9 protein-coding genes are annotated in these 12373 nt (G+C 45.6%); 4 read left to right on the top strand and 5 right to left on the bottom strand.

Annotated features, from left to right (window positions below):
• Window positions 1–14: 14 nt before the first annotated feature.
• Window positions 15–1472, bottom strand: a complete 1458-nt coding sequence (gene cls / locus BSZ04_RS13900; protein ID WP_010449085.1) for a cardiolipin synthase — start codon at window positions 1470–1472, stop codon at window positions 15–17.
• Window positions 1473–1902: 430 nt separating this feature from the next.
• Here cls and BSZ04_RS13905 point away from each other — a divergent pair, with 430 nt between their 5' ends.
• The 4 genes from BSZ04_RS13905 (at window position 1903) to BSZ04_RS13920 (ending at window position 6844) form a co-directional block, all read left to right on the top strand.
• On the top strand, window positions 1903–3273 hold the full coding sequence (locus tag BSZ04_RS13905) for a sodium-dependent transporter (RefSeq protein WP_045418787.1): 1371 nt from the start codon (window positions 1903–1905) through the stop codon (window positions 3271–3273).
• 251 nt (window positions 3274–3524) lie between these two features.
• The gene (locus tag BSZ04_RS13910) at window positions 3525–5138 is read left to right on the top strand and encodes a methyl-accepting chemotaxis protein (protein ID WP_045418246.1); all 1614 of its coding nucleotides are present in this window, start codon (window positions 3525–3527) and stop codon (window positions 5136–5138) included.
• A 49-nt stretch (window positions 5139–5187) separates the two neighbouring features.
• The gene (locus tag BSZ04_RS13915) at window positions 5188–5880 is read left to right on the top strand and encodes a TIGR01621 family pseudouridine synthase (RefSeq protein ID WP_088880596.1); all 693 of its coding nucleotides are present in this window, start codon (window positions 5188–5190) and stop codon (window positions 5878–5880) included.
• Window positions 5881–5911: 31 nt separating this feature from the next.
• Window positions 5912–6844 (top strand): class I SAM-dependent methyltransferase, encoded by a 933-nt coding sequence (locus BSZ04_RS13920; protein WP_088880597.1) that lies wholly within the window; start codon window positions 5912–5914, stop codon window positions 6842–6844.
• A gap of 92 nt (window positions 6845–6936) precedes the next feature.
• Here BSZ04_RS13920 and BSZ04_RS13925 read toward each other — a convergent pair whose 3' ends face one another.
• The 4 genes from BSZ04_RS13925 to BSZ04_RS13940 all read right to left on the bottom strand — a co-directional run bounded on the left by BSZ04_RS13925 (window position 6937) and on the right by BSZ04_RS13940 (window position 12349).
• On the bottom strand, window positions 6937–7980 hold the full coding sequence (locus tag BSZ04_RS13925) for an FAD-binding oxidoreductase (RefSeq protein WP_088880598.1): 1044 nt from the start codon (window positions 7978–7980) through the stop codon (window positions 6937–6939).
• A 76-nt stretch (window positions 7981–8056) separates the two neighbouring features.
• Window positions 8057–9718 (bottom strand): hydroxylamine reductase, encoded by a 1662-nt coding sequence (gene hcp / locus BSZ04_RS13930; protein ID WP_088880599.1) that lies wholly within the window; start codon window positions 9716–9718, stop codon window positions 8057–8059.
• A 411-nt stretch (window positions 9719–10129) separates the two neighbouring features.
• Window positions 10130–11659 carry a nitric oxide reductase transcriptional regulator NorR gene (gene norR / locus BSZ04_RS13935; protein WP_088880600.1) on the bottom strand — a complete coding sequence of 510 codons (1530 nt, stop codon included), beginning with the start codon at window positions 11657–11659 and terminating at the stop codon, window positions 10130–10132.
• 210 nt (window positions 11660–11869) lie between these two features.
• Window positions 11870–12349: an outer membrane lipoprotein gene (locus BSZ04_RS13940; RefSeq protein WP_010449072.1), complete on the bottom strand. Its 480-nt coding sequence runs from the start codon at window positions 12347–12349 to the stop codon at window positions 11870–11872.
• Between the last annotated feature and the right edge of the window lie 24 nt (window positions 12350–12373).

Raw genomic sequence — 12373 nt, forward strand, 5'->3', positions numbered from 1 at the left:
CTTTATCTTATTTATTAAAGTAGCGGGTTAAATAAATAGAAAACACGCTCTAAGAAACGAGAAAAGATACTGCGCTTTTTCCACTCGTCTTTGCAGACAGTGTGTGACTGTTTGATGTAAGTATCTTGCAGCCATGACATCTGTTTTGTGAACTCTTCATCGTCCACCGCAAGCGTAACTTCGAAGTTCAGCCATAAGCTGCGCATATCCATATTGACTGTGCCGACCAAACAGAACTGGTCGTCAATTACCACCGATTTGGTGTGCAGCAGGCCGCCATAGAATTCGTAGATCTTTACTCCTGCCGCCATTAACTCACTGTAGAAAGCTCTTGATGCCCATTGAACCATCATGGAATCATTTTTATGTGGGATGATGAGTTCAACTTCTACACCACGTTGTGCGGTCATTTTAAGCGTTTCAAGAAGATCGGCACTTGGGACAAAATAAGGCGTTGTGATTCTCAGTGAACGGTTCGCTTGGTTGATTGCTAAGGTCAATACCTGATAAATCAGATACTCCGGCATCCCTGGCCCTGATGGAACCACTTGAATCGGATGTTGAAATTCATCGCTATTGTCAATGCGGCATTCAGGGTGTTTAGGTAGCTGACGCTCACCTGTTTCCACTTCCCAATCCCAACAATGAATAGCACTTAACACGTTAACAGTAGGGCCGGTAATACGGACCATGATATCGATCCACTGACCAACGCCGCTACTTTGCTTAAAGAAAGCTGGGTCTACTAGGTTCATCGAACCAGTGTAGGCGATCTCATCATCAATCACGATGATCTTACGATGCTGACGCAAATCCAAACGGCGTAAGAAAATACGCCACATTTTTACTTCTAATGCTTGCACCACATCAATGCCCGCATCTTTCATCATCTTGTACCAATGACTCCGAAAGAAGCGCGGGCTGCCGGCAGAGTCGAGCAACAGCTTTACGTCTACGCCACGTTTTGCGGCCTGGATTAGGGCTGAAGCCACCGAGTCGGCCAATCCGCCAGGGTGCCAAATGTAGAAAACCATTCGAATGCTATGCTGTGCGTTTTCAATATCTTCGATGATGGAGTGAAGAATCTCATCTGGCGACTGTTGAAGTGAGAGAGTGTTGCCACTCAGTGCAGGAAGGCCTAAACGGTTGTTACACAGTTCGTCAATGCGGTAGATATGACGCCCCATTGCTTCAGGAACATGTGCGTTACAATCATTTAACTGAGTAAACCATTGTTGGAACGGTGTGAACATCACTTTGGCACGTTCAGCACGTTTTCGACCAAGGTTGAGCTCACCGAATAGGAAATAACAGGCAACGCCAAGCACAGGCACGATGTAGATAACCATCAGCCATGCAAGAGAAACGCTAACAGCGCGACGTTTTAATACGACACGGATAGTAACACCAGCGACTAGGAACCAATAAAGCCCGATGCTGGCAAGGGTGAGAAAATGATAGAACTTGTCCATAAATGCCAAAAGTAATAAGCCCAATATGGATACTAAGCGCAAAACCAAATTCGGGGAACAATTTTTAATTGGGAAAGTGCAGAGGATTTTGTATCAAGGAGTGAAATTTATAACAGGGCTATCTGTTATTTTTGTGTAAAAAATAAGGCTTTTTCTTAACTTTTGACTAAAAAAGCAGCATTTAACGTGCGTGAAGTTACAATTGTTCGATAAATGTAACTTTTGGGGTTCCAATTCTAATTTGAAACTGCTTTACTTGCCATACATAGAGCGTCACACAAACATCTTATAAAGTGTATACTTTTTTTTACACAACATTTTCGACGCCTATCTCTATGCATACACAACATAACTATTTTGGAGAAGAAGCGTGGCTACAACTAATACAGCAGCACCACGTGATACGTGGGGGTCTAAACTAGGCTTCGTAATGGCAGCAGCGGGTTCCGCTGTCGGTTTAGGCAATATATGGAAATTCCCTTACACAGCAGGTGAGAGTGGCGGCGGTGCGTTCGTTGCAATCTACCTTCTATTTGTTATTTTTATCGGCTTTAGCGTAATGCTTACTGAATTCGCTATTGGTCGTAAGACAGGTCTTTCAGCAGTAGGTGCTTTCAAATCTACTGACCGTCGTTGGACATTTACTGGTGTTATCGGCGTACTAAGTGGTCTACTGATCATGGGTTTCTACCCTGTAGTGGGTGGATGGGCGTTAGCGTACATCTTTAAAGTAGGTGGTGGTCTACTAAGCACTCCTGAAGCAATCGGTGATAGCTTCGGCGGTTTTATTTCTGATCCAGTTCAACCGCTAATGTGGATGGGTATTTACCTATTCCTTAACATTGCTATCGTAATGAAAGGTATATCTGGCGGTATTGAAAAAGCAGGCAAAATTCTAATGCCTCTTCTATTCCTTATCCTGATCGTTGTATCAGTGAAAGGTTTGATGCTACCAGGTGCAATGGCAGGTCTTGAGTTCCTGTTCATGCCAGACTTCTCGAAAGTAGACAGCAATGTGGTTCTAGCGGCGCTAGGTCAGGCATTCTTCTCACTATCTCTCGGTATGGGTTGTATGATGACGTACGGTTCTTACCTGAAGAAGAAAGAGAACCTAGTTCAAACTACCGGTATGGTTACGGCAATGGACACAGGTGTGGCAATCCTTGCTGGTGTTGCAATGTTCCCAGCAATGTTCGCATTCGGTATGGAGCCAGCAGCAGGTCCAGGTCTAGTATTCGTTGTTGTACCTCAGCTGTTTGCTGAAATGGGCGGCGTAATCGGTCTTCTATTCGCTCTGATGTTCTTCATCGGACTAACAGTTGCAGCACTGACGTCTTCAGTATCTCTACTAGAGGTTGTGGTTTCTTACCTAATCGATGAGAAAGGCATGAAGCGTTCAACAGCAGTACTTTCAGCAAGTGTGGTAATGGCGTCACTATGTGTGTTTGCATCACTATCACTTGGCGGTGTTGGTCCTACACTATTTGGTACTGGCGCATTCGATATTTTCGACCTGCTAACGGATAAGATCTTCCTAGCGGTTGGCGGTATGTTGGTATGTATCTTTGCTGGCTGGCGCCTGAACCGTGCTGAGCTTGAGAAAGAAATCACGAACGACGGTCAAGTATCTTTCCCACTATTTGGTCTATGGTACAACCTAGTTAAATACGTAATCCCGGTAGCTATCGCTATCGTAGCCTTCATGGGTATCAAGTCTGGTTTCGACAGCGGTAAAGGCGAAATCATGCTACTAGGTATCGGTATTATTGCACTAGCGGGTATCTTCTCTAAGAAGTTATAACTTACCCAGATCTTTTAAAATTAACAGCGGAAGTCCCTTAGGGGCTTCCGCTTTTTTATTTTCGAAATTTATATATTTGATGTTTTTAATACTAAATTCATAGGTTTATTGTGAAGTTGCTCGCATGGTGATTTAAATCACAAAAAACGTGATTAAAGTTATCGAGTGGCATTCCGATAAGCCTTACAGAATTTGCGTGATTTCTTATGTTTATTGAATAAGCGTAAGGATGTTTATAGGAAAGTAATTAGATGAAAATGTCTGTTCGTAAAAAGCTATATGCGAGCTTTGGTTCAATATTAGCCATTATGCTGGTCATGATTGGAATTATCACATTAGAAGTATTGAGCTCGCACGAAGTGGCTGACGAGGTAAGAACGGACGATGTTCCTGAAACTGTTCAGTACTTAATTTTAATTGATGAAGCCGGAGATGTGTATCGAGATGCATTAGGCGCAATTGTTGACGTGCCGGGAGCCAAAGCGGATTACCAACAAAACAAAGGAGAATTCGCCGCAGCCATAGCAGACGTTAAGCTTTTAGAAACAGTAGGCGGAGAGGACTACCGCAATGTTGAAAAGGCTGAGCGCTATATGAAAACCTTCACACAAGATTTTGAAACTCAGATTCTCACTAATTTGGGCCTTGAAAATGTTGAGCAAAATGTCGCGAAACTCCGTTCACTCTATGATGCAAACTTAGCACCGATTGAGGCAATCTTAGATGCGGCATCAATGGACGGGAGAGAAAGTACCAGTGAAGCGTTGTTAAATCTTTCTGACTCCTTTACCAGTATTGAAAACACGATCTATGTTCTAGGCTCTATCGCGTTAGTTGCCACTGCGGTAATCGCTTACTTGTTGTCGAATTCAATTACCAACCGTCTGAGCAAACTCGATGAGTTGGCGCAGCGTGTTGCAGAAGGTGATCTAACGGTAGAACCGATTGAAGATAAGTCGGGTGATGAACTAGCTAACCTAGCGACGTCACTGAATAAGATGCAAGCGTCTTTGACCAGTCTTATTGGTTCGATTTCGCTCGTGTCAGAAGAAGTGAAATCTGTTACCGGTGAACTGTCTGTTGTGAGCCAAGATATTGTGTCTGGTGCGAGTAGTCAATCTGACAAAGCAAACTTGATTGCGACTGCGGCAGAAGAGTTGAGCTTGACGATTTCTCAAGTTGCAGAGCAAGGTGCAGCAACGTTTGAAGAAGCACGTAAGTCGGAATCAACCGCAGAGCAAGGGCGCACCGTGATCGTGGATATGGTTGAAAGCATTCAGCAAGTATCACAACAAATGTCCGATATGTCGGTTCAGATGAACAGCCTAGGTTCTCATGGAGAGAAGATCGGCGCGGTTATCAAAGTCATTGAAGATATTGCGGAGCAGACGAACCTGCTGGCATTGAACGCAGCGATTGAAGCGGCACGTGCAGGTGAGTTTGGTCGTGGCTTTGCTGTGGTTGCAGATGAAGTTCGTGCTCTGGCTGAACGCACAACAAAGGCAACACAAGAAGTTGGTGAGATCATTCAAGCGATTCAAGTCGGGACTCAAGAGGCAGTGACTTACACCGAAGACGGCTGTCGTCTGGTTGAAATTGGCGTGAGTCAAAGCTCGGGTGCTGTGAACTCACTGGAAGAAATCGTTTCTGGTGCGGCGCACGTTCAAAGCATGGTGAACTCAATCGCAACTGCGGCTGAAGAGCAAACCGCAGTGACGAAAGAAATTGCGGCTGACATTACCTCGATCAGCGATATCTCGAATCGCTCATTACAATTGGCCAATGACAGCTCGCAAAGCGTAGAAGGTCTGAACCGTAAAGTTCAAGAATTGGAAGCGCTGGTGGGTAAGTTTAAGCTCGCCTAATTGCTTAGAATCGGTATACTTCTGGCTCCAAACGTGGAGCCAGTTTTTTATGTTCGACATTCTACACACCCATCCAGATTTTCTGATCATCAATAAACATCCCAACGTCTCAGTGCATAAGGACGATGGTGATACAATGTTGCTGCAAGAAGTAGCAACACAAAGTGGTGATGAGCAGCTGTATCTTATCCACCGCCTCGACAAAATGACGTCTGGAATTTTGCTTTTGGGTCGCAACGCAAAAGCAGCAAGTGCGTTGTCGCAAGCATTTGCAGATCGTGAAGTCGAGAAGTTCTATCTTGCGATTGGTTCGAAAAAGCCTAAGAAGAAGCAAGGGCTGGTAGTGGGTGACATGGAACGCTCGCGTCGTTCTTCATGGAAACTGGTCAACAGCAAAACGAATCCAGCGATTACCCAATTCTTCTCCCTCGCTGCAGAGCCGGGAGAGCGCCTGTTTTTATGCAAGCCGCACACTGGCAAAACGCACCAAATTCGCGTGGCATTGAAATCAGTCGGCTCGGGTATCGTTGGCGATCCTATTTATAACGCGGGCAATGAAGCCGACCGTGGCTACTTGCATGCATTTTCGCTGTGTTTCCCGTATCAAGATGAAACACATTGCTATGTTTGCGACCCGCGTGAACACAAAGCACTTGGCAGCAAATGGCACAATGAAACGGTATCCCAAGGTATCGACACTTGGCTCTCTCCGTGGGAACTAAACTGGCCTACGATCAAATAACCATCACAAAGAAAACGAATAAGAGAATTCGATGCAAGCATCACAACTTCCGCTGTTTTTTCAGCATCTAGAAGCCGAGCTAACACAAGCTCCCAACGAAATCCGCCGACTGTTTCACGGTCGTGGCCGCCGCTTCGAAGGTTTAGAGCAAATTACGTGTGATTGGTTACAAGGTCAGTTGATCATCAATCTATTTAAAGAAGTGGACGAGGCGTTTCTGAGCGAATTGAAAGCAGGATTGAACACGCTTTCTGATTCTGCTCTGTGGGCAGATAAACAAGGTCGCACTATCGTGATTCAGCACCGTTACGCTGACGGCGCACCTTCAGAAATTCTGTTGGGTGAGCTAGATGCTCGACCTGTGGTTGAAGAAAGTGGCTTGAAGTACCAGCTAGACATCGGTCGTAACCAGAACTTCGGTCTGTTCCTTGATATGCGCTACGGTCGTGATTGGGTTCGTGAAAATGCCAAGCACAAAAACGTACTTAACTTGTTTGCTTACACTTGTGGCTTCTCTGTGGCGGCTATTGCTGGTGGCGCAGATAAAGTGGTTAACGTGGATATGGCGAAAGCGTCGCTGTCTAAAGGTCGTGAGAACCATAAGCTGAATGGTCATAACATCAACCAAGTGAGCTTTATGGGGCACGATATTTTTAAATCGTGGGGCAAGATTAAGAAGTCAGGTCAGTACGATATGATCATCATTGATCCGCCGTCATTTCAGAAAGGCAGCTTTGCACTAACCAAAGATTACAAAAAGATTCTACGTCGTTTGCCAGATTTATTGGCAGAAGGTGGTCAGGTGTTAGCGTGTGTTAACTCTCCATCGGTGACCAGCGATTTCTTGATTGAAAGCATGAAGGAAGAAGCGCCACAGCTAACATTCCGTGAGCGTTTGGATAACCCACCAGAGTTTATGGATGTAGATAGCGAAGCTGCACTCAAGGTTTTACTGTTTAGCTGAGTTTAGATAAAGAAACTTCCGAGTTTAATAATACTTTTCCATAAACAAAAAGCGCCTAGCACGGCGCTTTTTTAATGTTCGTATCAAGGGTTTTAACCAATCTGAACTTCAAGATCGGATTCAATCATCGAAGAGCAGGCAAGTACATAGCCTTGCTCAATTTCTTCCGGTGTTAGTGTTTCAAGGCTGGTTGAAGATACGCTGCCTTTTCGGACCTTACACTTACAAGAGCCACAAATGCCGCTTCGACAAGCCACGATCAGCGGTAATCCCGCACCTTCCAACACATCGGCAAGGACTTGACCTTTTTGTGCATCAATCGCTTGAGCAAAATCTGGTACTGACACACAGGCCGTTTCATCTGACGCTTCAGCTGTGTCGCTGGCCGCTGGTGTAAAGCTTTCTTGAAAGAAGTTTGCCATATCAAAGCCAAGCTCACTCAAGTAACTTTGGACATCAAGCATAAACTGGTTTGGTCCGCATAGGTAAACTGTTCGCTGCTTAAAGTCTGGCACCAGTTCTTTTAACCACTCGGCATTCAAGCGACCTTCTGGGTGCTGCGTCTCACCGCGATTTTTCAGTAACAGCTTCAAGTGAAAGTCTGGATAAACTGAGTGGTAAGTTTCTAGCAAATCAAAGTAAATTGTTTCTGGTTGAGAGCGAGCGATATGCAGAAACTCGATATCTACTTCTTGATCATTGTTCAGCCACTGTTTTGCCATCGCGAATACAGGAGTGATGCCACACCCAGCACTGATCAGCAGAGCTTTCTTTTTACCATCGAGTGCGATTGGCGGATGGTCAACACAGTTGAAATCACCCGTTGGAGGAAGGGCTTGAACCGTATCGCCAATCAAAAGTTTATCGATGATGTAGTTTGATACTTTACCACCATCGACGCGTTTGATGGTCAGTTGCAAGCAATCGTCACCGGAAAGGGAACTGAGTGAGTAGGCGCGGAACTCCATCTTGCCATCGATTTCAACGCCAAGGTTGATGAACTGACCCGCTTTAAATTCAAACAAAAGCGACTCTGATAGGTCTGCCAGCTTGAGGCTCACTGCATCGGCAGTCTCATGGTATTTATCTACGCAGCGCAGCGTGACAGGTTGACTGCCTTGCCATTCAAAAAACATATCAATCTCTTTGGTTGTCGAATACTCAATAGATAAAAGCGCCCCCAATTAAGGAGGCGCGTGATAAGCGAGGCGATTACGCTGCTAGGATAGTTTTAAGATCATCCTGAACGTTGCCAATGCTACGCATGTCGAATTTGTCTTGGATAATCTCAATCAAGTTTGGCGTTAGGAATGCAGGAGCAGTTGGACCTGTGTAGATGCCTTTCACACCAAGAGCGAATAGCGTAAGCAGAATTACAATTGCTTTTTGCTCGAACCAAGACAGAACAAGCGTTAGCGGTAGCTCATTGATGTCGCAGTCGAACTCTTTCGCAAGGGCAAGTGCAAGCTGGATTGCTGAGTACGCATCGTTACATTGACCCACATCCAATAGGCGAGGGATGCCGTTGATATCACCAAACGTGTTTTTGTTAAAGCGGTATTTACCACAAGCCAGCGTTAGGATTAGCGTGTCTTCTGGCGCTTCTGCAGTGAAGTCGGTGTAGTAGCTACGTTCAGCTTTGTCACCGTCACAGCCACCTACAAGGAAGAAGTGTTTGATGTTGCCTTGCTTCACTTGGTCGATAACTGCTGGTGCAGCGTTCATTAGTGCGTTGCGACCGAAGCCAACCGTGATGTTGTGTTCGATTTCGTCATGTTGGAAGCCTTCGTGCGCTAATGCACATTCAACGACTTGGCTAAAATCGTCACCTTCAAGGTGAGCCACACCTGGCCAACCTACAATGCTGCGTGTGAATAAACGGTCTGCGTATTGGCCAACGTCCGGGTTCAATAGACAGTTTGATGTCATCACAATCGCGCCAGGGAAGTTAGCGAACTCTTTCTGTTGGTTCTGCCACGCACTGCCGTAGTTACCCACTAGATGAGGGTATTTTTTCAGCTCTGGGTAGCCGTGTGCAGGCAGCATTTCACCATTGGTGTAAACGTTAATGCCTTTGCCTTCGGTCTGTTGCAGGATTTTTTCTAGGTCGTGAAGGTCGTGACCAGAAACAAGAATACATTTGCCTTTCACTGGCTTAACGTTAACAGTGGTTGGCTCTGGGTGACCGAATGTAGCTGTTTCACCATGATCCAGCATTTCCATCACTTTGTAGTTCATAAGACCGATGCGCATTGAGCAGTCTAGCAGCTCGCCTAGATCTTCAGGGTCAGTACCCAACCAAGCCATGATTTCGTGGTATTCTGCGAAGATGTCATTGTTGGTTTGCTCAAGTACGCGTGCGTGCTCCATGTATGCAGCGGCACCTTTTAGACCATATAGACAAAGTAGGCGAAGGCCGATAACGTCTTCGTGTACTTGGTCTTTACCGCGGTTTACAGCCACTTGTGGAGCAAATGCTAGGATTTCTTCTGCGCTATTTGGCAGTTCAAAGTCCGCGACCTTAGGAATGTTCTCTACCACTTTGTCTGCCAGTGTGGCTGCAGACATCACTTGGTCTTTTAGCAGTGCTTTGTAAGTAGCTGCTTGAGAGGTTAGCTCAAGGATACGTTCTGGATCGAAGTTTACGTTAGTCAACGTAGAGAAGAATGCTCTTGGAGCCCATTGGTTGATTTCATCATTAATGATGTTGAATTCAAGCGCGCGTGCTGCCCAAAAAGAAACCCCTTGCAAAGTGTAAACCAACACGTCTTGTAGATCGGATACCTCTGAAGTTTTGCCACACATACCTTGTGCGAAAGAACAGCCTTTTACAGCTGGGGTTTGGATTGTCTGTTCACATTGAATACAGAACATATTGGGTTCTCCAGTGATTGTAGTAATAGTCGTTTTGTTTTCTCCAATAGAGCAGAATGCGTGCCAATTTTTATGTTATTGATTTTAAATGACTTTATTTGTTTTTAGGTACGTGTTTGATGTGATTGTGACAACGCGAATGATGTGCAAATGACAACGGAGTGTTAGATGTGATGATAAAAGCAACGCGCGAGAAACGTTTTAACGGGCGATAGTGGAAGTGCTTGTTAAACAGGAGAAAAGTTAATGCGGTTTTGTGAAGGCAAGAGATTCCCGACTGCGCTCCTTCGTCGGCTCGATCTGCTTCGGGCTAGGAGTCATTCCGGACGAGCCTAAGCGAGCCATCCGGAATCTATCTTTTTAAGACGTAAGTTTCTTCTCTCTCAAGAGAAGAGAGCGAAGTAGAGGCTTCTATTTGCTAATCCCGAGCTTTTTACCCATGCGATACAAGTTGCCTCGATCCATTTGTAAAAACTCTGCTGCTTTTGCCCAAACACCGCCAGTTTGACTTAAAGCGTGTTCAATCAAGTCACGTTGATAACTCTCGACTAACTCTCGCATTGGCTGACTTTCTTTCGGCAAGTAATGTGATGTGTTTTTTACATCATCCAGTACCAATGAAGTATCAAAGTGATTGAGCATGATGGTGCTCGCGCCTTGTTGAATCGCATGTAACGCAGCTCGCGTTAAGGTGTGTTCAAGTTCTCGAACGTTACCGTACCAAGGCAGAGATTCTAGTTGAGTCAGTACCTTAGGGTGAACGTGAAGGTTTGGCGCGTTAAATTGCTGACGTACTTTTTCTAACAAATATCCTGCAAGAACTGGAATGTCACCATCACGCGCACGCAGTGGAGGCACTTTGATTGGGAATACATTTAAACGATGGAACAAATCCGCACGGAATGTGCCATCTTCCACTTCTTTTTCTAACTGTCGGTTGGTGGCTGCGATGATGCGCACGTTAACCATCAAATGCTGATCGCTGCCCACACGTTGCAACTCACCTTGTTGGATAACTCGCAGCAGTTTTGCCTGCAAAATCAAAGGCAATTCACCCACTTCATCTAGGAAGATTGTACCGCCATCAGCCAGTTCAAACTTACCTGCACGATGACTATTGGCTCCGGTAAACGCGCCTTTAACGTGACCAAACAGTTCGCTCTCCGCTAGACCTTCGGGTAGGGCAGCGCAGTTTACGTAAATCATCGGTTTATCGCTTCGATGAGATTGAGCATGAACTGAATGAGCAACAAGCTCTTTACCTGTCCCCGTTTCTCCCGTTACTAATACTGCGTAATCCGACTGAGCAACGGTCGCAATGTTGTTTCGTAGTTGATTGATTTGTGGGCTTAAGCCAACCATGTCACTGTGTTGTGAGCGCGCTTGTTGGATCAGGGTTTGTGTGACGCTCTTTTGCTTCTGGTTCTGCGCTTTAAGGGCTTTTAATTGTGCAATGTTACGCAGTGTCGCCGCCGTTAGTGCCGCGAAGGTTTCGATAGCTACTGGGTCGATATGATCAAACGCGCCAACAGCAAGCGCATCCATGGTTAACGCGCCAACAAGTTGTCCTTCGACGTACAAGCTAAAGCCCATGCAGTCATGGACATCAATGCACTGATCTTCCGTTAAAAGTGTTCCATCAAATGGATCGGGCAGGGCGCAGTCAGCATCAAAGCGAACTGGTTCACGACTGTGGATAATAGCGTCCAAGCGTGGATGAGCTTTAGGAAAGTAACGGCGACCGAGTACTGAGCTCGATAGGCCCTTTACTGCAACTGGCGTTAGGAAGCCATCTTCATCAAAGATAAACAAACAACTTGCATCACAAGGGAATACTTGTGCGACCCCATCAATAAGGCTTTGGTATTGCTGTTCATGAGAGCGATTTGAACTCAGATTGAGTGCGATATTGAGGAGTACATGGTCGACGGTAGGAGTCATAGCAAGTCCAGAGTTATCTTGAATGAGCTCATGCTAGCAATTTGATGTCATTTGAACATCGAAAGGTGTGAGAGATTGATGTTCCATTGACTACGATCAAACTTGATTCAAAAAATGCGTAAGCCCATGAGTAAGTAATGAGTGCTCGCGTGGATTAGCAATCTTGAATTAATAAATGCAAACCAATGGAACGAACGAATAGTGTTCAAATCAGCGAGGAACAACCCTTGCGTCATTACCAGACATGTTGATTTGGACGGCTTGTCCTGGCTGGAAAATCATGTTTGGATTTGCTTCTTGAACGACAGATATGATCTTTCCATCCTCTAGGCGAATGGTCAGGTTCACACCATTTCTTTTCGCGGTTGCTTCGGCGGCTTTACTACCGGCATAACCACCTAACAAACCACCACCAATGGCTGCGATATCTGAGCCAGAGCCTCCTCCAACTTTCGACCCCAGAATACCACCCACGGCAGCACCCGCAATTGTGCCGATGGCGTTGGCTTGGGTAGAGGCATCAATGGTTACTGGTTCAACTTTTTCTACCGTTCCGTAGTAAACCTGCTGAACTTTACGAGTGTCGGACGAGCCGTATGCATCTCCGTACGGGTTAGGTGAGGTACAGCCGCCAAGCAAGACCGCACAAGAAATTGTGAGTAACATGCCTAGCTTGAAGTATTTTTTCATATAGCCTCCGAATAGTTTCTGCAC

The sequence above is a fragment of the Vibrio rotiferianus genome, from assembly GCF_002214395.1.
In the GTDB taxonomy this organism is placed as follows: domain Bacteria; phylum Pseudomonadota; class Gammaproteobacteria; order Enterobacterales; family Vibrionaceae; genus Vibrio; species Vibrio rotiferianus.